This window comes from Thalassoglobus neptunius (genome assembly GCF_007859735.1).
Taxonomy (GTDB): domain Bacteria; phylum Planctomycetota; class Planctomycetia; order Planctomycetales; family Planctomycetaceae; genus Thalassoglobus; species Thalassoglobus neptunius.
In genome coordinates this window covers 2,463,685-2,489,259 of the sequence record NZ_SIHI01000001.1, presented here as the reverse complement: position 1 = coordinate 2,489,259, position 25,575 = coordinate 2,463,685, and the positions used below count along the sequence as shown (strand labels likewise).

At 53.2% G+C, this 25,575-nt stretch carries 13 protein-coding genes; 8 read left to right on the top strand and 5 right to left on the bottom strand.

Going from position 1 to position 25,575, the window contains the following annotated elements; genetic code table 11:
* Positions 1-196: 196 nt before the first annotated feature.
* The 6 genes from KOR42_RS09740 to KOR42_RS09715 all read left to right on the top strand — a co-directional run bounded on the left by KOR42_RS09740 (position 197) and on the right by KOR42_RS09715 (position 14,599).
* The gene (locus KOR42_RS09740) at positions 197-8,905 is read left to right on the top strand and encodes a right-handed parallel beta-helix repeat-containing protein (protein ID WP_146509218.1); all 8,709 of its coding nucleotides are present in this window, start codon (positions 197-199) and stop codon (positions 8,903-8,905) included.
* 411 nt (positions 8,906-9,316) lie between these two features.
* On the top strand, positions 9,317-10,762 hold the full coding sequence (locus KOR42_RS09735; protein ID WP_146509217.1) for an AAA family ATPase: 1,446 nt from the start codon (positions 9,317-9,319) through the stop codon (positions 10,760-10,762).
* Entirely contained in the window at positions 10,762-11,727 is a 966-nt protein-coding gene (locus KOR42_RS09730; RefSeq protein WP_146509215.1) for a metallophosphoesterase, read from the top strand. The genes KOR42_RS09735 and KOR42_RS09730 overlap by 1 nt, the downstream gene beginning before the upstream one ends.
* 1 nt (position 11,728) lies before the next feature.
* Positions 11,729-12,046, top strand: coding sequence for a hypothetical protein (locus KOR42_RS09725; protein WP_146509213.1), 318 nt, complete (start codon positions 11,729-11,731; stop codon positions 12,044-12,046).
* Entirely contained in the window at positions 12,046-12,771 is a 726-nt protein-coding gene (locus tag KOR42_RS09720; protein ID WP_197441020.1) for a P-loop NTPase family protein, read from the top strand. The genes KOR42_RS09725 and KOR42_RS09720 overlap by 1 nt, the downstream gene beginning before the upstream one ends.
* Before the next feature lie 499 nt (positions 12,772-13,270).
* Entirely contained in the window at positions 13,271-14,599 is a 1,329-nt protein-coding gene (locus KOR42_RS09715) for a TolC family protein (RefSeq protein ID WP_146509211.1), read from the top strand.
* 105 nt (positions 14,600-14,704) lie between these two features.
* Here KOR42_RS09715 and KOR42_RS09710 read toward each other — a convergent pair whose 3' ends face one another.
* Complete coding sequence (locus tag KOR42_RS09710) at positions 14,705-15,067, bottom strand: 2Fe-2S iron-sulfur cluster-binding protein (RefSeq protein ID WP_146509209.1); 363 nt, start codon at positions 15,065-15,067, stop codon at positions 14,705-14,707.
* 157 nt (positions 15,068-15,224) lie between these two features.
* The gene (locus tag KOR42_RS09705) at positions 15,225-16,253 is read right to left on the bottom strand and encodes a dihydrodipicolinate synthase family protein (RefSeq protein ID WP_146509207.1); all 1,029 of its coding nucleotides are present in this window, start codon (positions 16,251-16,253) and stop codon (positions 15,225-15,227) included.
* A gap of 457 nt (positions 16,254-16,710) precedes the next feature.
* Here KOR42_RS09705 and KOR42_RS09700 point away from each other — a divergent pair, with 457 nt between their 5' ends.
* A complete protein-coding gene (locus KOR42_RS09700) occupies positions 16,711-19,530 on the top strand; it encodes a 2-oxoglutarate dehydrogenase E1 component (protein WP_146509205.1) in 2,820 nt (939 codons plus the stop codon).
* Positions 19,531-19,692: 162 nt separating this feature from the next.
* On the opposite strand, the gene KOR42_RS09695 is transcribed toward KOR42_RS09700, so the two are convergent.
* Positions 19,693-21,270: a sensor histidine kinase gene (locus KOR42_RS09695; protein ID WP_146509203.1), complete on the bottom strand. Its 1,578-nt coding sequence runs from the start codon at positions 21,268-21,270 to the stop codon at positions 19,693-19,695.
* A gap of 302 nt (positions 21,271-21,572) precedes the next feature.
* Between KOR42_RS09695 and KOR42_RS09690 the strand changes: the two genes are divergently transcribed.
* Positions 21,573-22,505 (top strand): bifunctional riboflavin kinase/FAD synthetase, encoded by a 933-nt coding sequence (locus tag KOR42_RS09690; protein ID WP_146509200.1) that lies wholly within the window; start codon positions 21,573-21,575, stop codon positions 22,503-22,505.
* A gap of 45 nt (positions 22,506-22,550) precedes the next feature.
* On the opposite strand, the gene KOR42_RS09685 is transcribed toward KOR42_RS09690, so the two are convergent.
* Together KOR42_RS09685 and KOR42_RS09680 are read right to left on the bottom strand one after the other, a co-directional pair.
* Positions 22,551-23,495, bottom strand: a complete 945-nt coding sequence (locus tag KOR42_RS09685; RefSeq protein WP_146509199.1) for a hypothetical protein — start codon at positions 23,493-23,495, stop codon at positions 22,551-22,553.
* Positions 23,496-23,774: 279 nt separating this feature from the next.
* Positions 23,775-25,565: a response regulator gene (locus KOR42_RS09680; RefSeq protein ID WP_146509197.1), complete on the bottom strand. Its 1,791-nt coding sequence runs from the start codon at positions 25,563-25,565 to the stop codon at positions 23,775-23,777.
* Positions 25,566-25,575: the final 10 nt, after the last annotated feature.

Sequence of the window (25,575 nt, the reverse complement as noted above, 5' to 3'; positions counted from 1 at the left end):
ACGTTGGAGTGGCTGTGGGGGAATGGGAGGGTTTAGGTGGTCGGCATGTTGCCAGAATCGCCGGAAGAACTGCTTCATTCGATTTAACCCATAAGTTTTGACTCAACCGAATAATGGGAATCGTCCGAATAATCAGAAAGAACGCGCAGATACCGCGCCCTCAATCTTGCTGCACCTGCTTGACGGATCAAGCAATGTGTCAGCAACGCGGAAGCAAGCGTGTCACTATCGGGCTCGAAGCGGTGCCGGGGCACTCTTTTCGGGACGGATGGATCAACTGAAGAATTTTACCTGCAAGCGGATGTTGGAGAGACTCATGCAATGGACTCGGCGAGTCGGCCTGCTTTGCCTTTGTCTACTACCCTGGAGCACGTTTGATGCTGCTCAGGGACAAGATCAGATCACCACATCCGATGGGGGTGTTGTTTTTCTGGACGATGTTAGTGGATCAATGGCCCTATCGAGCGACGGAGGGAATTATATTCTCTTCCAGAAAATGATCGGGGATGGTCCCGGTTTCGATGACGGATACTCCCGGATCGGGGTTCGAACGAGACTTTGGGAACCGGGTGCGGATCACATTTTTGGTGAGCTGCATGCGTTGATCACAGACGGTGGTCAGGTCGGTTTCAACGTTGGGGGTGGTTATCGAACTCCCATGCGAAACGGCCTGATCGGAATTCATGGCTGGTTTGATGATTACGAAACCAGCTACGAAAACCGCTATCGACAGTTCACGACCGGACTTGAGTATCTCAGTCCGTTCTTTGACATTCGGGCGAACGGTTACATTCCAGTCGGCGACGAGTCACACATGCTCGCTGTCTCGGGCTTCAGCGACAATCCTTATTTCAGCGGCAACAACATTGTTGTCGATGCGACCGGACGGATTGAACGAAGTCTCGCCGGTTGGGATCTGGAAGCAGGGGGACCTGTCCCGGGAGCAATGGATTGGCTTCGGGGCTATGCGGGGATCTATCAGCTTTCTCACGACAATGATTCAACCGTCGGTTTCCGAGGACGTGCAGAAGCACGCTTCATGGAAGGTGTGAATCTGAACCTCGTCGTCAGCGAAGATGATGAGTTCGGAACAAACGTGAACCTGGGAGTCGAAGTTCGCTTCCGAGGAACCATGCCGACCCGCTTCGAATCCGGGTTGATGGCGGATCGCCGATACGATCAGGTTCGACGTGTCTGGCCGATTCAAACGACTGTTGAAACAGAAGACGTCGTCGTTCCTCTCAGCAATCCTGGAACCAGCAACGCCATCGATATTGTTTGGGTCGACAATACGAATGGCTCGAGCGGAAACGGGTCCTTTGAGAATCCTTTCGATCAATTGCCAGGAACAGCCGACGATGCTGACTTGATTCTCGTTCGACGGGGATCAGGTGAGACACTCGGAAACATCGCTTTGCTCGACAATCAGCAGATGTTCGGGGAAGGGCTTCAGCACTTCATCGACACCGAAGAACTGGGAGTCATTCCGCTTCCAGATTCATTCGATTCGACTGGAGCCGCTCCGATCCTTCGTGAAGGGACGGATCTTCTGCCGATCATTTCTCTCGCAAATAACAACGTGGTCAGCAGCTTCCAGTTGCGAGGCATGACAGGAATTGCAGGAGACGGTGTTGAGAACTTCCTGATTGATTCCGTTTCCAGCGATGATGTTCTCGATGGAATCATCATTGAAAACGCATCTGGCTTTGGAACACTTTCCAATATCGATCTTCAGTTGCGAGACGACGGAATTGGTGCCTACATCTTCACGGCACCTGATCAGCCACTTGCTCTCGATGTCGACAACGTCACAGTCACAGGTGGAAATACAGGAGTCGCGTTTGTTGGGGATTCCGGCGACTTGCTGGCTGATATCGACGACGTCAACGTTTCCGGAACAACGGGAACAGGATTGGGTCTCGCCGGATTCGGTGCTGACCTGTCTGCGACACTCGATGGCGTTGTTGTCAGCAACAACGATGGAAACGGGGTTGAAATTCTGCTGAGCGACGCGACAGGTTCCGTCATCGCGACTGGCCTTGATGCCAGCGACAACGGAGCCGACGGTGTTCAAATCGTTGCAGGGGATGGATCAGACTTCGGAGTTGCGATTCTCGATTCGACGATCGATCGCAACGGTGACGACAACATCGCCACGACTGTTCTCGACGAGTCAATTCTTGATCTGATTGTCGATCCGACTTCACTCGTTGAAGCGGGAGACAATGCCTTTGAATTTGTCGTCGCGTCCGGTTCCACGTTGAACTCTCTGTTCGAAGACGTGGACATGTCGGGCAGCATCGACAATGCGATTGCCGGTTCGGTCACAAACCATAGTACCGCGAATCTTGATTTCCTGAACTTCGACGCTTCGGGATCAGGTGAAGATGGTCTCGACATGATGGTGAATAACCAATCGAACGTCGTTGCGAACTTCACAAACGGAACGTTTGATGACTCCGGAAACAGTGCTGTTAACGTGGAAGCCGGTGGGAACTCCATGGTTGACGTTAACTTCACCGATGTCACAGCGGACAACCTTGCGAGCGACGGAAACGTCATCTTGCGATCAGACAACGAAGGCGAGCTGCAGGTCAACTGGATCCGTGGTTCGATCTCGAATGGAGACTCGACCGGTGTGACTGTTCAGTCAGTCGGTGGTGGTTCACAGGTTGGCGTGTTGTTTAATGACGTTGCGATCAATGACAACGCCGGTGACGGAATTGACGCCCGATTGACTTCGGGCGGAACGGGTTCCATTCTCGATCTGATGTTGGTGGACACAACGCTCGAGGGAAATGGTGGCGATGGTCTCGACTATCAGATCGCCGGAAATGGTGCGACGGGGATGATCGTTCTGGACGGTGTTCAGGCGACCGGAAACGGCATGGACGGTTTCCAGTTTGATGTCACATCACGAGCGACTCTGAGTGCTGCAACAGCAGAGGACTCGGTCAACGATTTCTCGAACAACCTGGGGAACGCTTTTCAGGGAACTGTCAGCGGAATCGGCTCAACAGCCATGGTTCAAATTTCCGGGGCTCCTGCAACGGGTTCGGGTGAAGAAGGGGCATTGTTCACCAACTCCGCAGGGGGAACACTTGTCTTCGACTACAGCGACGGTTCACTCTCGTTCAGTGGTGAAGATGGGTTGAGCGTCGACACTAACGGTGCAAACACACACACCATGATCAACCTGACTGATGTCGGACTCAACGACAACGGACAGGTGAACGCAACATCCGGTGACGGTCTGACAGCGACAGCTCGCAACAACGGCCGCATCGATCTGAATCTCGATACGGTTTCCTCAGCCACAAATGCTGAGAAAGGCTTCAATCTTGAAGCGACATCGAACGGAGAGCTGCACGTCACTTCGTCAGAAATGCTTGTTCAGAACAACGGTGAAGAAGGGCTTGCCTTCGAAGCAATTTCTGGCGGCGACCTGACAATTCTGGATACGACAAGCACCTTTGCCAACAACGGGCAAAGCGGAAGCTTGAGCGGAATTCAGGGGCAAGTGAGTGGTGCGGGCTCAACGTCGAGCATCAGCATCGAAAACACACTCGTTGACTCCAACAGCGGAGCCGGGATTTCGGTGGACGTTGCAGACGGAGGAGCCTTCATCGGAGAGTTGTTGTCGAGCACCGACGACACTGGAAACATGGAGATCACCGGCAACAACGGAAACGGTGTCGAGTTGAACGCCACCGGAGCTAACACCATGGCTGCGTTGATCATGACCGGACCAAACGACGTTTCCGGCAACAACGGAAGCGGTGTCAGCGTGACCGGAGCGGACATTGATCAACTCGCGGTCCAGGTTTCCGGAAATATTGATGGAAACAACGGTCACGGGATCTCAGTCGAAGCGACGGATGTCACCAATCTGGCTGTTGACGTGAACAGCGACAGCGGAACGACGACAACATCCGGAAACCTCGGAGACGGGTTCAATCTTGTGTTGGACAATGTCGGTCTCATGAGTGATATCGATGTCACGACTCTGACTCAGACTGTCACCGTTGCGGGTCTGAATGTCAGCGACCTCGAGACTTCCGGAAACTTCGGACACGGTCTCGATATCACTGGTTCCAACCTGACGATCGAGACTCTCGAACTTGCAGACGTTGTGAGTACCCTCAACATGTTTGACGGAATTCACATCGATCTGACGGACAGCTCGGTCACGAATTTGAACATCCTCGACAGCGTCGCATCCGTGAATACTGGAAACGGAATGCGAATGGATCTCGACAATACTCCCATCGAGAACCTGAATGTCGTGGGGAACACCTTCGGAATTCTTCCTGGATCGACCGCGAATCCTTCGACTCCAATCGACGATTCGCTGCCACTGATCCGAAACGGATTCGATTTCAACACGCTGGCTGCGAACGATGACCTGTCTACCGGCCTGATTCCTCTCGGTTTCGATGCCAACTTCTTCGGACAGCTCTTCGATTCGGCCTTCGTCAACAACAACGGAAACATCACCTTTGATGCTCCGCTTGGAACGTTCACTCCATTCGGATTGGAAGACACAAGCCGACAGATCATCGCTCCGTTCTTCGCGGATGTTGATACGCGTGCTGACTCGACGGGTGCCATGTCTGGCGAAGTCACATTCGGTCAAGGCGTCGTGAATGGCCGACAGGCATTCGGCGTCAACTGGCTCGACGTGCGTCACTTCTCTGTGACAGGCACAAACAACGGACTTCCGACGAACTCGTTCCAACTGGTCCTGGTCGACCGATCAGATATTCGACCGGGTGACTTCGATATCGAGTTCAACTATGGCGAGATTCTCTGGGAAGCTGGCGAAGCCAGTGGTTCTGATGCATTCGGTCTCGGCGGAGATTCCGCACGGGTTGGTTACTCCAACGGTGTGGACACCTCATTCGAGCTTGCTGGATCAGGTGTGAACGGTGCCTTCCTCGACAGTGGTCCCGCAGCGACAAGTCTGGTTCAGAACAGCCTCGAGTCGATGCATGACGGTCGTTACATCTTCTTCTCTCGCGATGGATCGATCGGTGGAGACTTGTCCGGTGTCGGAAACGGTGGAGACGGTTTCCAATTGAACGCCGGAAACGGATCACACATTCAATCTCTGAACATCTCGGAGAACGATGTTGAGTCCAACAACGCTCGCGGAATTTCGATCTCAGCAACTGACAGCGATGTCGGTGGTCTGAACGGAGGAACGATTGAGCTGAACAACGTCAGCAGCAACTTGAGTGGAGGAATTGTCCTCGAGTTTGACGGATCGCGACTGGATGACATGCGAATGGCGATGAACAGCGTCATGAGCAACGGCAGCGACGGAATTCTTCTGGACTTCGTTGATTCGCCAGTCACCAACCTCGAAATCGTTGATCATGCTGATATCAACATGAACGGCCGTGACGGAATCAGTCTGCAAATGGACAACTCCGACATCAACGGTCTGTTGATTGAAAACAACGGAATGGGAACATTGATGCCCACTCCTGCGAATGAATTCGACATCATCGTGAACTTCTCAGGTGGTCTGACTCCAAGTCAGCAGCTTCTCTTCCAACAGGCAGAGCTTCGATGGGAACAGATCATTACCGAAGACCTTCTGGATGTCGGACTCATCGATGATCTGGTCATTGACGCTTCTGGAATTCCAATCGATGGTGTCAACGGAATTCTCGGACAAGCTGGTCCGACTGGTCTGCGAGGCGGAAGCTTCCTGCCGTTCCAGGGAGTCATGCAGTTCGACACAGCTGACCTCGCTGATCGCGAAGCAGCCGGTCAACTGGATGAAATCATCCTGCACGAGATGGGGCACGTTCTCGGAATTGGAACGATCTGGAACAACCTTGGTCTTGTTTCCGGTTCAGGAACGAACGATCCACGGTTCACCGGAACCAATACGATCGATGCTTACAACTCACTGTTCGGTCTGACTGAAACAAGCGTGCCGCTTGAAAACATCGGTGGTGCTGGAACTGTTGAATCGCACTGGCGAGAATCTGTCTTCGATAATGAGTTGATGACCGGATACTTGAACGATGGTGTGCCGAATCCGTTGAGCGAGCTGACGATTCAAAGTCTTGCCGACATCGGGTACGTCGTCGATCCAAACGTTGCGGACACCTATCCATCGCCAGCAGTTCTGGCAGCCGTCACAGGCGGTTCAGCCAGTGTCGAGGCAGATGACGAAATCGTCATGCGTCCTGACAGCGTTGTGGCTGACATGGATAACCTCGAAGCACTGTATGGTGACATGCCAGCACTCGCAGTTGGTGCAGAAGCATTGGCTTCGCTTCAGATGAACGAAGGTCACGGAATCAACATTGGTCTGACCAATAGTGATCTGACCGGCGGAGTTGTCTCCGGAAACGTGATTACTGATCACGCCAACGGTGACGCCTTCCGAATGCTGAATCCAACGACCAACGGGAATACGATTGAACTCGAATTCACCGGCAACACCTTCGGATCGAATGGTGGTCGCGGAATCAACATCGCTCTCGATGGAACTGAGTCGATGGTCACCACGATGACCGACAACACGATCGCCTTCCATGGGGATCGCGGAATCAGTCTCGACCTTTCGGACTCTGCTTCGATCGAAGTGAATGACTTCTCCCGCAACAACCTCGACGGGAACAACTCGTTCGGTCTTCGTATCGATGCGAAAGACAACACAAACGTGGTCTTCGATGCAGGTGCTGGAAGCGAAGATACGGACCTGAACGTGATCACGAACAACGTGGACGCAGGGATTGGGATCTCACTGTCACAGAACGCGACCGGAGATCTTCGCATTACCAATACCAATATCAGCTCGACACGAAGTGGTTCAGATCCTGACTTCGGAGCGGAAGGACTTGCCGTTCGCTTGACCGACAATGCGTCGGCTCCAAACCTGACAATCGGCGATGAGACCGTGGCGAACACGACCTTCTCAGGAAACACGGGATCAGGGATTCTGATCAGCAGTGACCTGAGTGCCTCGCTGGTGAACCCAACGATTCAGAATGTCGATTCGACGCTGAACAATGTCGACGGACTTCGGTTCGAGCGATTCGGATCAGCTGTCGTCGACAATGTGACAATCACCAACTCTGTCTTCAACTCGAACCTGAGTGACGGGATCGACATTGTCGCTTCACAGGGTGACATGACAGATGAGTTCTCGATTGTTCAGAACATCATGTCTCAGAACGTCGGTCGCGGTCTGGCAATGGAAGCTCAATTCGATGCAACCATCGACGCTCTCGTTGCAGACAACCAGATCGAAAACAACGGCGGAGACGGTGTTGAGCTGAATCAGGTCACCGTGTCGATGGATGATGCTCCATCAATTGAAGCGGACTTTATCGACAACGATATCCTCTTCAACGGGGGTTACGGAATTGATGTCAACGCCACGCATCAACTGACGTTTGAAGACAACGTGATCGATAACAATGAGCTGGGCGGAATCCGCTTCAACGCGGAATCACTGAACCCTGGTGAAACGATCACGATCACTGGTGGATCGACTTCGGGTAACAACGGAGACGGAATCACCGCGATGAATGTGGACGTGAACTTCGAGTTCGTGGACATGAACATCAGCAACAACGCCGGAAACGGACTTCGAACCCAGAACACCGGTCGGGACGTTCTCGTCTCCGGAAGCACGATCGACGGAAATGGACAAAGCGGAATTCTGGTGGGCAACACCGGAGGCCGAATTGACATTCTCAACAACTCGATCGATGGCAACGGAACGAACGGTATCACGAACCTCGTCGGAGTGGACTCGACGATCTCGGGGAACTCGATTGATTCGAACGATGCCGACGGAGTTGTTCTTGTCGGAGGAACACACACCATCACAGACAACACCATGAGTCTCAATGCAGACAAGGGAGTGTCAATTGTTGGTGGAACTCACACAATCTCCAACAACATGTTGGAAATGAACGGGGGAGACGCTCTCCAGATGATTTCCGAACCGGGTCAAAACCTGACCGCGAACCTCGACGACAACACCTTCCGTGAAAACGGTGGACGTGGAATCGACCTGCTGGTTCGTGGCACAACCACAGCAGACGTGGCCATCACCAACAGCCTCGTTGAGGGGAACAACCTCGAAGGTGTTTACGTTGTGAACACCGCCGACCTGGCACAGTCCGCTGACGCACTCGCGACAGCTGCCATGGCTGCTGCTGGCGATCCGATGGCGAACCCAATTCTGGAATTTGACTTCGACAACAACATTGTCATGGACAATGGGTTGAACAGCGGATTCTCCGGAAGCGGTTTGGTCATGCGAATCGGAACCAGTGGAGCGACCACTGACTTCAGCAACAATGGTGGATTCGTCAGCGACGGAGCCGGCAACTTGACTGGACGTGGTGGAGTTCTGGCCAACGTGACGAACAGCTCGTTCATCGGTCAACCCGGTTCAGATGTTCTCATCGAATCGTTCGTCTCAACGACAACTCCAGCGACAACAGCTGGAACCTGGGATGCTGCGACCTTCAACGTGACCAGTTTCGTTCAAGATCCACTTTCCCGAATCGATCTCGTCTTCACCGGAAACACCGGGGATGACATCGACATCGTCCGGGCGGGTGCATCGTTCAACAACGACGAATCGGTCTTCAAGTCGCGAACAGATACTCAGCCGACTGTTGGACCGTTCACAAGCGGAACTCGCTTGCGAAATGCACAACGACTGGCTTCTCGCTCCGGAGCGTTTGCGATTCCAGCAGCGACAGGTGCTTCCGACACATTCCTGTACTCAGGCGTCGGTGACAGCACATTCCGAGTCTCAGCAGGTTCAACGACTGCAGGATTCAACAACGGGGACAGCTTCGGCGATACCGTGAATCTTGGAGCCGGAATCGGCGAACTCCCATTCGGATGGGGTAGCTTCTAGAGCAAGTTGCTCTTTCCGGTGCACTCGCTTGAACTCTTTCATCAGTTCAAAGGCTGAGTTTGCTCGTGCGAGTGAGTGCACATCAAAACAGAGAATGCTCTAACCGCTAACAAGACTCTGAAAAAGACTCGGACCGCTGTGTCGTCAATCTGGACGGCACAGCGGTTTTTTTATGTAGTCTTCAAAGGGCTGCGTTCAAAGAAAGGGCAACCGTTCACTCCGTGACGACGAGAACACTTGGCCACTTCGATGTCCGGTGTCTCAACGCTAAGATGGTGACTGGATGGACCGGGCATGCCGTTCGAGGCTGATCAGGTCGCGAAAATGCCAAAGCTTCTCGGGCTGATCTCTGGAAGTTCATCGGGCTGTTGAGTATCGTCTTTGGGAGTGGACGCAAGTACAGGTTGTTTCATGATCACTCGCATCGAGTTGACCGATTTCATGTCGCATCGGCACACCGTCATTGAACCGGCGGAGGGGCTGACGGTGTTGACCGGGCCGAATAATGTCGGCAAGAGTGCGATCGTGGCTGCGCTGCAGTTGTTGTGCGACAACACGCGCGGGTCGAATTACGCGATCCGTCATGGAGCGAAATCGTGTTCAGTGACGATCACAACGGACGACGGTCACGAAGTGACGTGGTCGCGAAGCAAGACTTCCTCGCACTATGTGATTGATGGTCAACGCTTCGACCGAATTCGGGCGGGCGGAGGGTCCGAGGAACTGAACACTGCGTTGAGGCTTGGCAAGGTCAACAACGACGGAAACGAAGCCTTCGACATTCACTTCGGGGCTCAGAAGTCTCCGATTTTCCTGCTCGATAAAACCGGCTCATCAGCGGCACAGTTTTTCGCATCCTCTTCGGATGTGAGCCGTCTTCTTGAGATGCAGCAGGTTCATCAGGACCGCGTCCGATTCGCCAAGAAAGATAAGGGACGGTTGGAGAAAGAACTCGAAGACTGCACGCTGCAGTTGGAAGTTCTCAAGCCCGCGTTGTTGATTGAAGAGCGAACCGTCGAAGTCGAGAAGCTTTATTCACAATGGCTTGAAAGTCAGGCAGAAGCGGATTCCTTCACGGAACTTGTCGATGAAATCGCTCACGCCCAGACCGAATCGGAGTTTCACTCACGAAGAGCGAGTGTCCTTCATAAACTTGAAACACCGCCGAAGCTGGAAGAGACGAGTCGACTCGACGAGTTGACCGTTGGGTTGGCAACGATTTCTCAGAAGCTGGTTCTGCATGGCGGACAGCTTGATTCCCTCAGTCCGCTGACATCTCCGCCGGAACTCTTTGATGTCGACACACTGAGTCACGTCCTGAGTTCTTGCGAGAAGCTTGAATTCTCGATTCAACGCCACGAGTCGACCCGGGAGTGCCTCAACCAGCTCGATGGACCACCCCGCCTTGAAGACACCGAACGACTCAATCAACTGATTCAAAGCATTGAAGATGCCGATCGCCGATGTCTTGCCAGTGAAGCTCAATTGAGCTCGATCGGAGATCTTGAACCCCCGAAGTGGACCTCCTGTGATGACTTGCGGGCAGTTGTCGAGAGAATGACCACTGCGGTCGAAAGAGTTGATCTCGAGTTGGCCCGGCAGGAACAATTTCAGGAGCTTGCGTCTCCTCCGGAAATTCCGACCGTCGACAGCATCTGTGAGATCATTTCGAAGTTGGAAGAACAGCAGACGCGCGCCGAAGAACTCAATGCGAAGATGGTTGAAATCGAGGATCAGATGGGTGTCGTTGAAGCGTCCATTCACGATCTGGCGCTTGATCAGACGTGTCCTGTTTGTGGAGGGAATATCGATCCGGAAAAGGCCATTCGTCAGGCTCACAGCTTGGGGAGGGGATGATGTCGATCGAAGAATGGAACGGGGCGTTATTCATCGGGGATCCGCATCTCGAAAGCCGACAGCCCGGTTTTCGGAAGGACAATTATCCCGAAGTCATTCTGGAGAAGCTTCGCTGGTCGTTGGATTATGCGCGTGAGAACAAGCTCATTCCGGTTCTGTTGGGCGACTTGTTCGATAAGCCTCGAGACAACTCGAACTGGTTGCTGAACCAACTTTTCCAACTGCTCACCGGCGAAATTCTCACGGTTTACGGGAACCATGATGTTCACTATCAACCCGAGTTGACTGACGATGACTCGCTCAGCCTTCTTGTCAATTCCGGACATCTCAAACTGATCAGCGGAGACGAGCCATGGGTTGGTAAGGTCGCAGGTCGACCGTTGGTGATTGCCGGTTCGTCTTACCGACAGAAAATTCCGAAGACATTCGATTCCGCTCCGCACTGCGAGAGGATGAAAGCGGATGGAAGCCCGGTTGTTGTGTGGGTCACGCACCACGATATCCTCATTCCCGGGTACGATGAGGGGCGAGTCAAACCGCGGTCGATTGATGGGATCGACTTGATTATCAATGGGCATATCCATCGGAATCTGGAGACAGTCGTCAAGGGGGGAACGTCGTGGATCACCCCCGGTAACATCAGTCGAAGATCACGAAGTGATGCTTGTCGCGAGCACGTTCCATCGGTTCTGGAGCTGCGTCTTGATGAGGCTGAGTATCACCTGGAAAGAATCGCAATTCCTCATGAACCATTCGAGGAAGTTTTCCACGAAGCGGTGATTGAAGCGGTTGGCAACGAGACTCGGTCAGCATTCGTGTCTGGTCTCGCCGAACTGCAGGCGCGTCGAACCGACGACGGGGCCGGGTTGATCGAATTTCTGGAATCGAACGTCAAACAATTCAGTCCACAGGTGGCAGAAGAGATTATGGATCTCGCGAAGGCTGTGACAGAGGGAGAGAAGTGAAATGGCAGATACGGATCAACAGACGATCGAAGAACTTCAGAGTCGCTACCAGGTTCTGCATGAGAAGAAGATCGCAACGCAAACGAACCTGACCAACGCTCAAAGTGAACTCCAGAAGCTGAAGAAGGAGGCACTTGAGAAGTACGGCACAGACGATCTCGAAGAACTTCGCAGCAAGCTCGAGGAACTCACCGCTGAGAACGAACGAAAGCGGCGAGACTACCAGACACTGCTCGAAGGGATCGAAACCGATCTTGCGAAGGTTGAAACCGATTCGGAGCGTTCCTTGGGGGTGAGTGACGCGGACGCGAGCGAGTAATGGAATCACACATTTCAAATTTCGAAGACGACGGGCCTTCTGACAGCAAGGTGCTTCAAGGCATTCGGCGTCGTGTCGATCGCCTGATCGATCGGCGGAGCGAAACCGAACGACGATCGAAACAGGTCAGCGAGCAGCTTCAGGACGTGAATCGCGTTCTCGAACTCTCCGACGATGTGACAGCGGCCCTTGAAGCATTGAACCAGCAATTGTTTGACAAGATGCTCGGTCTGGTTCAAGAGAAACTGACGATCGCCCTTCAGGAGATTCTGGATCAGGCAGTTTGCTTCCGGGCTCGGTCCGATTTCAAACGGGGAAAAGCCTCTGTCGATTTCTACATCGAACGCGAAGGAAACGAAGAGAGCATCATGAACGGGCAGGGAGGTTCTGTCGCGAACATATTAAGTGTCGGGCTGCGAATGTTTGCGATGATGACCCTCGATCAGAAGGAGCACAGGCGGTTTCTGGTGCTTGACGAGCAGGACTGCTGGCTGCGTCCGGATCTCGTTCCCAGGCTTGTGAAAATGGTTTACGAGGCGGGGCAAGCTTTGGGATTTCAGGTCCTGATGATCAGTCATCACGACCCGGAGAGTTTCGAGCAGTACGCGGACAAAGTCTATCGCTTGTCACTCGATCAGCATGGAGCCATTCAGGCGGAAGAAGTCGCACTGTCGCCGGGGCATCCGGACGGGACAACGGGACAGGACGACTCGGAGGAGTTCTGAATTCTTGAGCCAATCTTCAGAAATCGGCTTAAATTCCTGATCGCGATCTTCACAAGGCAACTCAACAGGCAACTGCAGAATGAGTCGAGCAGCCTCGCTCCGCACGCAGATCCGGTGCGATTCACTTTCGGGTGTCTTCTGGTCTCGAGCACATCGACTTCAAAACTCTCTCGATGCTTCCTGTCTTCTCTATTTTGTGAAGTCTTGTTAAGCCGAACGATTGTGGAATTCAGTCGGCAGAAGTCTTCGCATTCGGGGAATTGGACCAGCTGATTGCACTGATACAACCGATGCAATCTGAAGAGTCTCGCTCTCAACGAGTGGCTCCGCGGCCTTTGCTCCCGAAAGGCAAGGTGTCGCCAGTCGTCTTCAGCTAGAGCAAGTTGCTCTTTCCTGTGCACTCGCTTGAGCTTTTTCATCAGCTAAAAGGCTGAGTTTGCTCGTGCGAGTGAGTGCACACCAAAACAGAAAATGCTCTCATCGCGAAGGATTCGATATCGTGGGAAGGTCATTCGTGAGAACGAACCGGTTTCATTGCCTGATCGTATTATTGACCATTGGCAGCAGTTGCTGGGGCGATGACATTGCGATGAATCTGGCCGTCCCGATTCCGCCACTTGATGATCAAGTTGAGACTCCGGGGAGTGAAGCCGATCGCGCTGGCGCATTGACGTTGGATCACGCGGTTTCCCTTGCGCTTCAGCATCATCCTTCGATTCACGAGAAAAGTTCGACTGTGGATCGATTCCGTGGGTTGCGATGGAATTCAACTCGTAAGCCCAATCCGACTGTCGGATATCAGGCTTCGGAGATCGGTGACAACGGACGAGCCGGAATGCAGGGAGTGTATTACTCGCAGGAGTTTGTCACCGCGAACAAGCTCGGGCTGAACGGGCAAATCGGGGGATGGGAAGTCGAGACCGCTCGCTGGCAAACTGAAGTGCAGCGACTTCGTGTGATCGGAGATGTTCGCCAGCGGTTTTATGACCTGCTTGCAGCCAGAAAGCGGGAAGAAATTCTCCATGTGATGGAAGCAATTCTTCAGGATGGTGTTTCTCTGACTGAGCAGCTTGTCCAGGCGGGTCAGGTTGGGCGAGGTGAGTTGCTTCAGGCACAGCTTCGTTTGAAAGAGAACGAACTTCGACATCAGAATGCCGGGACGCAGGTCCTGGCAGCCAAGCGGGCTCTTGAAGTGGTGATGGGAGGCGAGCCGATCAATCTCGATCATGTTGATGGTTCGCTGAGTGAAGCGGTTCCGGATCTCAACTTCGAAGTCGAACTTCCGAAAGCGATTGCCAGGCACCCAGCGATTGAAACAGCCCGGGCGGAAATGGTCCGGCATCAGTGGGCTGTGCAGCGTGAACAGGTCGAGCCGATTCCCAATCTCCAGTCGCAAGTCGGCGTCCAGTATGACAATTCGTCTTACGACACGATCGTGAATTTGCAGTTTGGTTTTGAGCTGCCGGTCAACAATCGAAATTCCGGTCGTGTCGCAGCAGCGTGTGCCGACTATGTGCAGGCGAGCTTCCGAGCGAAACGCCTCGAACTGGCACTAAGAGAACAGTTTGTGGAAGCGTTTCGAGAATACGGAGTCGCAGTACAGACACTGAAGCAGATCGAAAACGAGCTTCTTCCACTTTCTCAAGAGAATCTGGAGACAGCTCAGACACTCTATAAAAGTGGAGAGATGTCCTATCTCGGGCTCTTAACGGCGCAACAGTCGTACGTTGAGGTCTTGCTCTCGCTGAATACAGCTCGCAAAGATGCCTGGCAGGCGGTTTCTCTTATTGAGAACGGATTGCTGACCAACGCACTGACCACTCAATAAGCGATCAGTCTGTTTCAACTGCAATGGAAGCGATTTTCGCGAGCCAGCGTGTCGGTCATCCAACGGAACGAGTTCGGGTGACGAGACGGAAGCTGTGCGAGTGGGTTAGACCCAGAATTCCTCGCCGCTCCAGTTCATCGGTGGAGTCGATTCGATCTCGCAATCGCCATTCACGCGTGTCTGGCAGGCGAGGGTCATGTCTTGTTCGTGACCAATCCGAGCGAACAACCACATTGGGTTGAGCAGGAGCAGGATTTTTTCCCACCATGTTTTTCGCTTCAGGTGTTCGCTGCCCGACTTGACGATCACGCGGCAGCTGCCGCACATGCCGTTTCCGTGGCAATTCAGATATTGGTGAACCCCAGAATGCATTGGAATGCCGTTCTTATGGGCTTCACGACGCAGATTGGAACCTTCTGGAACGACAATCTTCTTGTTCTTCAGGTTCTTGAACGTAACGGTGGGCATGATCCTGAACCAGTCCCGCAGCTGTGAAGGAATACGAAAACGACCAAATGCAAGCGGCGATGTTAGTGTCAGATTCGTGAAGATGCCAGTCGATTCAAAGCCGTTCCAGAATTTAGGAGTGACGACAGGATCGACTGGCAGAATTCGCGTTCTTTCGTCACGAAATCAGGCCGCGTCTTTTCAATTCTGCGACAACGGTTCCCACGATTTGTCCGACGTCTGAACCGTTTGCGGAGGACTCACCGGGCGGAATGGGACAGCCTCCCACGGGCTGATCGGTGAATCCATGTTGAGAAAGCAGGCATTGGAGCGTGTTGGAAAGCGTTGACAGGTCCTCCAGTTGTTCGGTCGACATCGGTTGCCGTCCTCTTCCCATCTGGAATCCACGCAATTCGACAGCTGCCCGGAATCCTTCGGGGAATTCGGCCTGATAAATCATCGTGTCGAAGAGAGTGACGAGGTCGTACTGGATTTCCCGAGCAGCTTCGATTTGGCCAGAGACTGTCAGGTCGTAGAGTTTTCGTGTGACTTCAGGGACAACTCCGCTTGAAGCATTTGTGCCGCCGTCGCAGCCGACGAGGAGCATCGGCATCAATGCGGCGTCCCAGCCTGTCAGGAAACTGAATTCCGGTCGATTCGGGCGGACCGCCTGAATCATGCGGATCATGTGAGGGATTTCTCCGGAAGAATCTTTGATCGCGACAATTCGAGGACATTCCTCGCTGAGCCGCTGGACTGTCGGAACGTCGATCGGACTCGCGAACATCGGAATGTTGTAGAGAGTCACATCGATCGGAGTATTCTGGCCGATTTCGCGGAAATACGCATAGACGGAAGAAGGACTCAGCTTGTAGTAGAAAGGTGCGACAATCGCGACCGCGCGGACTCCAAGATCGGAGTAGTATTCACACGCTTTGATTGTTTCGCGGACGTTGGCTTCGGCCGCTCCTGCCAGAATGGGAACCCGTCCACGGTTCTGATCGGCGATAATCTTGACAATCCGTCTTCGTTCTTCGGGGGTGAATCGAGTAAATTCCCCGGTCGAACCATTCGGATAGAGACCGTGAACTCCTCGTTCGATGAGCCAGTCGACATATCGGCGCAACTCGGCTTCGTTAATATTCTGGTTCGAGTCGAATGGAACCAGATTGGGAGTGAAAATTCCGGAAAGTCGCTGTGGATGCATAGTGGTCGCCGAAATTAGAGCAGTTTTCTGAATAAGGTTTACGAAATCCTACGAGCAAACACATTTCGAATGTCGGGGTGAACCGTTACGGTGAGAAGATTGTCTGAGCGGAGTGGTCCCGATTTCTGTCGGAACACATCACGAACTCGATGACTGTTCTCCTGTTCAATCCGATTCGCAAAGGCCCGGAGCCATCTCCGGGACAAGTGCCGCTACTGTGAATGTGCATGCAATCCGTTCGTTCGACCACACGAAGTGGTCTGAGTCGTCTTCAAGTTATTTTCGTCCTGTGATGGTCATTCGGAATGTCCCTTTTGTGCCTCCCTCGTTCGGCCTGAACTTCATTCCGAAAAATCAATCTCTTTTGTTTGATGTCGGCATTGAATTTAAGAAACCTGCGGCCAAAATCGCTGCAGTGCTCGCTTAGCCTTTGCAGACTCCATTTGGAGCGTTCATCGTGAGTTCGCAACCTGTTTCCGTCGGCAGCCAAAACCTGTCCTTCGTCGAAGATCTCTTCTCAAGTTATCTCCTCGATCCGAATTCGGTCGACGTGGAATGGCGAGAGTATTTCGATTCTCTCAAGAATGGAGATGATCGACTCAGCGGTGGCTGGACGTCTTCCAGTCCGTTTCCGTCGAGATCGATGTTCAATCCTCCGGGACTCGGGACGGATATTCCCTATCAGGGACCGGCAGGGAAACTGGACGAAGCAGCCCGTCAGGAACGTCTCGACCAGTTGATTCGGAACTACCGCGTTCGTGGTCACATTCTTGCTTCCGTTGACCCGCTCGGTTCGGAGCGTCCCAGTCCACCGGAATTGGACCCTGCATTTTACGGATTCGGCGAAGACGATTTCGACCGAGAAGTCTCGACGTCCTGGGTTGGCGGACCAGCGACGCGGACATTAAGAGGAATCATCAACTGGCTGAAACAGACCTACTGTCGAAGCATCGGTGCTCAGTACTTTCATATCGATAGTCTGCAAGTGCGTCTGTGGCTCGCGCAGCGAATGGAAGAAACCGGGAATCGCATTAAGCTCGAACGCACAGAGCAGTTGCGAATTCTTCAGCGGTTGGCGGATGCTGTCGTCTTCGAAGAGTTTCTGGCTCGAAAATTTGTGGGGGCCAAGAGTTTTTCACTCGAAGGGGCAGAGAGTTTGATTCCTCTTCTCGATATGGCGATCGAGAAGGCCGGCAATCAGGGCGTTCGTGAAATTGTCATCGGGATGGCACACCGCGGTCGACTCAACGTCCTTGCCAACATTATGGGGAAGAGTCCGCGCGTCATCTTCCGAGAATTTGATGATGCGGATCCGGAGCTTCAAATCGGTCGGGGCGATGTGAAATACCATCTCGGCTACAGTTGGAACTGGGAAACTTCGCTCGGGAAAAATGTTCACCTGTCGCTTTGCTTTAATCCGAGTCACCTCGAGTTTGTGAATACTGTCGCTCAGGGGCGAATGAGAGCCAAGATGGACCGGGCACGCGATTTCAAACGGGAACTTGGGGCGGTCATCCTGATTCACGGGGATGCGGCATTCGCTGGGGAAGGCATTGTTCAGGAGACGTTGAATCTCAGCGAACTCGCAGGATATCGCACCGGCGGGACGATCCATATTATCGTGAACAATCAAGTTGGATTCACGACGACCCCGCGCGAGGGACGGTCAACAACTTATGCGACTGACATCGCAAAGATGCTGCAGATTCCGATTTTCCATGTGAATGGAGAAGATCCCGAAGCTGTCGCACAGGTCGTCAATCTGGCACTCGACTTCCGCAAGAAGTTCAAGCGTGATGTTGTCATCGATATGTATTGCTATCGACGACGGGGACACAACGAAGGTGATGAGCCGTCATTCACCCAACCTGTGATGTACAAAGAGATTCGCAAGCACCCGACAGTCTTTGAAGGGTACATGAACAGCTTGCTGAACTTGCGTGGAGTGACGCGAGAAGAAGCGGAGAAAATCGAAAAGGATCGTCGCGAACGACTCGAAACAGAGTTGGCAGAGGCCCGCCGCGACGACTTTATTCGATGCGTCGATCACTGGGGCGGGATCTGGGCTGGTTATCACGGTGGTCCCGCGAAAGAAGCCGATTCTCCGATCACCGGGATGGATCGAGACAAGATGAGCCAGTTAATCCATCGGCTCATTGAGCTTCCCGAGGGCTTCCGACCGCATCCTAAAGCTCAACGAATTCTTGAAGCACGTAGAGCGATGGCTGATGGAGAACAGCCGCTCGACTGGGGATGTGCTGAAGTCCTCGCTATCGCTTCGATCCTCGATGAACACCGACCATTCAGAATGAGTGGGCAAGATGTCCGTCGCGGAACGTTCAGTCACCGGCATGCAGTGCTCTATGATCATGAAACGGGCGACGCATTCGTCTCGTTCAATAATATCATCAACGAACGCGGATATGTGAATCTCCACAACAGCCCGCTTTCTGAGGCTGGCGTTGTCGGATTTGAATACGGTTACAGCCTGGACTGTCCAGAAGGTCTTGTCGTTTGGGAAGCACAGTTTGGCGATTTCGTCAACGCAGCTCAGGTGATCATTGATCAGTTCATCGCCAGTGCGGAGGACAAATGGGACCGGCTGAGTGGTCTTGTGATGCTTCTTCCGCATGGGTTTGAAGGACAGGGACCGGAGCACTCGAGTGCTCGCCTGGAACGGTTCCTCAATCTGGCTGCCGAAGACAATATTCAAGTCTGCCAGCCGACGACTCCGGCACAGTTCTTCCATTTGCTTCGTCGACAGGTTCTCCGAAAGTGGAAAAAGCCTCTCATCGTGATGACTCCGAAGAGTTTGCTTCGACACAAAGCGTGTGTTTCGTCCCTCGATGATCTTTCAGAAGGACGATTCCGGAGCGTTCTGCCCGATCCTGAAGCTCCCAAGCCTGAGGATGTGAAACAGATCCTTCTTTGTAGCGGAAAAATCTATTACGACTTGATTGAACGTCGGGCGGAGATCGGGGACAAACATTCGATGATCGTCCGGATCGAGCAGTTGTATCCATTCCCAACGAAGTGGATTCGCGAACTTCTGGCCCCAATTGCTGATGGAACTCCTGTCGCCTGGGTCCAGGAGGAACCATCGAACATGGGAGCGTGGGGCTTTCTCCGAATCCGGTTCGGAGAGCATTTCCTGAAACGTTTTCCGTTCGAGCGAATCAGCCGACCAGCTTCGGCCAGCCCTGCGACGGGATCGTCACGAACACATAAGTTTGAGCAGGACCAACTTCTCAAGGCGGCTTTCCAGATCGACGAGTAAAGCATATTGACTGAGCCAGGATCTCCGCTGGAGTTTCTGACTTGGTTTTCGTCGAGAATTGGATCGTGAGTTCGCACGATCGAGGCGGTTTCCTCGCATCCATTGAATGAAATGCGTTCAGGCCAGTGCATTAAGCGAGTGCACAAGAAAGTGCAACTTGCTCTAAGCAGCGCTTGAACGTGCTTCCCGTTTGGGGAGCCTGAGAGTGAATGTCGATCCTTGTCCCGGCCCGTCGCTGGCAACTTCGAGAGTTCCGTAGTGATCGGCAACGATCCGGTGTGTGATCGAGAGCCCGAGACCGGTTCCTTTTCCGATCTCCTTGGTCGTAAAAAACGGCTCGAAGATCTTTTGGCGTTGCTCTGGAGACATTCCGCTTCCATTGTCGGCGATCGTGATTTGGACATCGTCGACGAGTTCTTCAATCGAAATATCAACGCGACCGCCAGAGCTGCAGGCATCCAAACCGTTTGCCACGAGATTCAGAACAACCTGCTTGATTTCAGGTCCATTCACCCAGGCGTGTAACGGTTCCGTTCGATTCACAGTGACGGTTCGATCCTGATATTTGCTGAGATGGCCGACCATGGAAGCCACTTCCTGAGCGACAGCCACGACATCATAGAGATTCCGCTCGTCGCCGCTTCCATAAGAAAAATCAAGCAGCTTCTTAGTGATTCGTTCGCAGCGTTCCGTCTCGGACTGAATCAACTGAAGGTAGTCGTGGACGCGTTTTCGGTCTTTGTCGGACATCGAACTGAGGACATCATCGGTCAAGCGTCGGTCGAGACCACTGGCAGCGGTCATGATCACGGTGAGTGGATTGTTGATTTCGTGGGCCACACCCGAAGCGAGAAACCCTGCCCCAGCGAGTCGTTCTGACTGCACCAGTTGTTTGCTTCGCTCGGCGATTTCGCGTTCTTTGTCTCGCTGGTCTTGTTCGATTTTGGCAGCCATCTTGTTGAACGTTTGTCCCATCTGAGACAGTTCACAAGTTGTGTCGACCTGCAGCCGAAAGCCGTAATCGCCGCTGGAAATTTTGTCCACTCCGACGGTCAGTCGATGGATCGGGGCGAAAATCCACTTCCAGGTCCAGTAGCTGAGAAGTGAAAAGAGGGCCAGCGAGATGAGTCCCGTGGCCATGACCATCCGGAAGTGAAACTTGTAATCTTCGCTGGCTTCTTTGAGTCGTTCTCCGAGTCGGTTTGACGGGTCCGGGAGTTTTTCGGCAATCGAAGTTAGCTCCGCAACGGTTCGAATCACATCGTGATGGAATTCCGCGCGAAGTCTCGGATCGAAGACGAAGTCCTGTTCTGACCGCAATTGGGCGAGCCGATTTTTGACGGTGAGAAACATTGAGTTGTACGAACTCTCCTCGGGATAGCTCGGCCGCAGGCTTTCGGGCAAGTTGTGGCACTGCTGCTGAAAGTTGGCGACGCGTTCTTCGACATCGCTGAAAACCTGTCCGAAGTGGCGGTATTGTGCTTTGGCTGCGTCGATTTGAGAGGAAACCGGAGCTGTCGGCCCAGGAATGGGGGCTTGCAGCGGTTTGACGAGCGAAGTGAGCGTGGCGACTAACTCGTCGCGTCGCGGGATGTTGGTGATACTCAATGCGAGATCACTCACCATCCGCCTGTAGGAGACGATTCCCAGGAGGCTGCTGACCGAGAAGAGGAGGAGCATCAGCACCACCAAAGCCAGGTTGATGCCCAGCTTGCGGCGCATCGAATTCGTCAACAGCACGATTGGGTCCTTCCGTTTCGCAGTTCGTAGATATCGTCCGGTGATCTGCTCGCGGAATTGTATCACGTTATTTTCGGATTCAATACCCCTTTTCCGTTCTCAGCAGGTCAATCGGAATCCAAAAATTCTGTGAGCGAGATTTCAAACGCTGAACTCGCCTTGCTCGCGCAAACCCGTACAATGCCAGTCGATGATCGTATCTTCCAGGAGTCGAACACGTTCGAGTGCCGTTCTTTGGAGGATTCAATAGATGTCTTCCGATATCAGTTTTTGTTCCCAACCGAGCAGTTCCCCCGGTCGTTATGACATTGTTTCGCGGATTCGCTGATTCTCATCCCGCCTGTGGCGGCTTCGTCTCGATCGGAAATTTCGATGGCGTTCATCTCGGCCATCAACAGCTTCTGAAAGCGTTGATCGAACAGGCCCGTGAAGCGTCGCTTCCCAGTGTCGTGATGACGTTCGAACCTCATCCGATCCGACTGCTCCGACCCGATCAAGAGCCGCCTCGATTGTCGACCCTCGAAGAGAAGTCACGGTTGATTCACGAATGCGGAGTGGATCACGTGATCGCGTACCCGACGGATATGGGACTGTTGAGCTTGACCCCGGACGAGTTTTTTCGTCGCGTGATTCTCGAGCAGTTGAACGCTCGCGGAATGGTCGAGGGGCCCAACTTTTTCTATGGAAAGATGCGGACCGGATCGATCGAGACGCTTCGGGCGGAGTGTCAGCAACATTCTATCGAGTTGCTCGTCATCCAGCCTGAGTTGTTGGGCGAGAAAATGGTTTCGTCCAGTTCGATTCGGAAGTCACTGGCCAGCGGAGAGATTGTTGACGCCAATTTCCAACTGGGGCGTCCGTATCAACTTCAGGGGAGAGTGACTCACGGAGAGCAGCGAGGACGTCAAATCGGATTTCCGACAGCCAATCTGACGGAAATTGAAACGATCATCCCTGGAGAAGGTGTTTACGCCTGCGTGGCGACCACAGAGGATGGAGATTTTCCTGCCGCGGTGAGTGTCGGCCGAAATCCGACGTTCTCCGGAGATGAGAAGAAGGTGGAAGCCCATTTGATCGGCTTCCAGAAGGATCTGTATTCATCGATGCTGACGCTGAAGTTTCTGGATCGACTTCGGGGTCAGGTCACTTTCGAGGGACGCGAACAGCTTGAAGAGCAGATTCGCAACGATGTCGCTGCCACGAAAGAAGTCGTCTGCAAGACTCTTGGGGATTAACCAGTTTCGGCGGCTCCCCGATTCGTCTCATCACTCGCATCGATTTCAGATGGGGAAATCCATCGGACTTTGCCCTGTGCAGTCAGCGTAAGTTTGGCGGAGAAGCAGGATCATTTCGAACCATTGAATGCGCCGGGCTGCAACTTCCAATGGGGTTCCTGCTGAGCGAGAACAGTGTTTGCACAAGTCGACGAATGCGTTGGCATCCCATCGTGAACCGGCAATCTTGACTTTCCATTCGTCGGATTCAATGCCGTCTTCACTGTCAAAGATGTCGCAGGCGATTTCTGCAAGTTGAGGGTAGCAGGGGTGCTCGCCGACACGCCGGAACCAGTATTTGGAGTTGTGATAGTCGGGCTCGCGACGGTGCATGATTCCATGCCAGTAGTCGCCCGCGACATGAACCCCATCGCCCTCGCAATTCTGGGATTCAATGTGGCTCGGTTCGAGTTCATCGTGGATTTGAAGCAGTCCGGCCCGAATCGCATGTTCGTCCGGAGCTGAGACCATGTGAACTGGCCGAAAAGTTGAGATGTTACTTCGAAGCCATTTTGGAATCCGCCGGCGCAAGGGAGCAAGTTCTGGCAGCTCCGTAGCCAGAAACTGGTTCGGACGAATTGCATCGACAACAACAAACGATTCACCGACAGTCAGCGTCTCTTCCCAAAGGTTCTCACTCTGGAGGAGCTGACTGGAATTTTGCGGAACGAGAATGAGAGCGTTATTCGTGACTGGCCCGATGAGGGGGGCCAGAACTCGGGGAAGGCGAAACCATGTCCAGACCCCTTCTGCTCCGATGGGGATGAGTGTGATTTCTTGACTCTGGATCGCTGATTCGAGGACCGCCGTTGGGATCTCTTCGACGAGTTTCTGATGATGGGGAGATCCGAGAGCCCAGAGCGAAGTGGATTCCGCGTCTGAAGAAGGGGCCGTTGCTGGAAGTCCGGTTACTGGATCGCATGAAATGAATTGGGGTCGATCTGTGGTCATCAGTCAATTTCCGATGAGGAGTTGAAAGTTTGTCGAACCGCCTTCGAGGAGATGCCGGGCGATTGTTTCAGAGTTTGCCCAATCGTGGCGAAGAACGATCAAAGTGCTTCGATTGATCGAGAATCGAGCGATTGATCGAAACACTTATGAGTTCGAAAACAGATTGAGAACCGCAATTAGACCATTTCCGTGGTTGCTCTGCACCCGCTCGAACTTGTTTCATTCGATGAATATCGCGATCGCTCAGCCAATTTCAGGAAGAGAGCTTCGCAAGCTGCTTTAAAGCGTGACGGAGCCGGTCGAATTGGAGATGGCGTCTTCAATCGACTTGATCAACTGGTCAACGATAAACGGCTTGTAGAGCGTTTTTCGCATTCCCATTTCTCGACATTTGACGAGCGTGTGTTCGCCGTCGTAGCCGAATCCGGTCATCAGCATGATGGGAAGATGCTCGTGAATCTCCCGCAGGGAGCGGAACATTTCGGAGCCCTTCATATCGGGCGGGCTCTTGTCGGCGATGACGACATGATAAGCGAACGTCCGAACCATTCGGAGAGCTTCATCAGCAGTCCGAACCGCATCGACGGTCATGTCGTACTGCTCCATGATTTCGTGAGCACTCTTTCGAACTTCGACGTCCATGTCGACAACGAGAACTCTCTTTCCGATCAGATGCGGATGGGCATTGCCGAGTCTCGGTGTGCGGACACTTTCGGTGTTGCAGATCATGCTGTTGTCGCGAATCAGTTTTCGGATGTCTTGAGTATGATTCAAGATCCGCCGAATTCGGTCGCATGTTTCTGAGTCGCCTGCGCTGAATCGTTCGAACATCCAGGATGTGTCGGAAAGAATTTCGTCGACGGGGTCCGCAACTTCGCAAAGCATCCGCTTCGTGCTGGCTGCAATCGACGTTTCCTTCTCGACTTCCAGAAGTTCGAGCGTGTTCAATGCGATCGCAACTTCCCGGCAGAACAATTCGACAAAGCGAAGGTCTGTCGCTGTGAAGGCTCCCGGGTGAGGGCTTTCCACGTTGAAGGTCCCGAGAATCAGATCGTGCCGGATGAGTGGAACCGTTAGAGAGCTTTTCGCACCAGCCGCTCCCGGAAGATAGAGCGGGTCATTCGTCGTATCCTCGCACAGGTAACTCTTTCCGGTCGAAGCGACGAAACCGGTCACTCCGTTTCCTTGCGGACTGGCCAACAGTTCGCGAGTTGCTGCGGTTGGGTCCATTCCGAAATCGAGCAGTGGTTTCAGAAGGCCGGACTCCTGATCGACAATCCGGATCTCAACGGTGTCGAACTCGAGGAGTTCTTGCGTGTAATACAGTAACTTGGATTTGAGAAGTTCGACCCGTTCATACGTCGACAGATCAAGAACGTCTTCTCTGTCGAGATCGCCAAGATCAAGCCCGGCCTGATGCACTGCGTCGAGCTTTTGCTGTTGAAGAACTTCGTCCGATGTCTCTCGAAGAGTGGCCAGAAGCAGTTTTCCGCCCGAAGGGGAATTTCCCGGAATGGGGGTCACTGTGAATTCAAAGAATGATTTCTCGTCGAGCCGGACGGTTGTCTTCGCTCGTTTTCCCGTCGCCATCACCGAATTGACTGGGCAGAAATCGGGACCGACGATTTGTGCCTGATTCCACAACTCGAACAACTTTGGAAGAGAAGCTTCTCCATTGGCGGGGATATTGAGAAGTCGATGGGCAGCCCGATTGGCCCACACGATTTGCTCGTATTGATCGATCTTCAAGACGGCGTCGGGAAGTTGTGCCAGAAGCGAGGCACAATCGATCGTTTCTGAGATTGTGTTGGAATGGCCAGGGACCAGACAATACTCGGGTGGATTCGGACCCGTCAGCCGACTGATTGCTTCAGCCACACTGTTTACCTCGGTCAGGCGGTAGTGCGAGAACAATCCCGGCGCTACCGAAGACATGGGGGACTCGCCATCGGAGAGAATCAGAAGTTCAGGTTGCTCGGACACGGATGCCCCAACTTCCATCGAAACAGTCCACCCAAACGGTAATGCGATACGACAGGAAGCGTCGATCTTGAGAGATACGTCAATCACTCTCCTATCG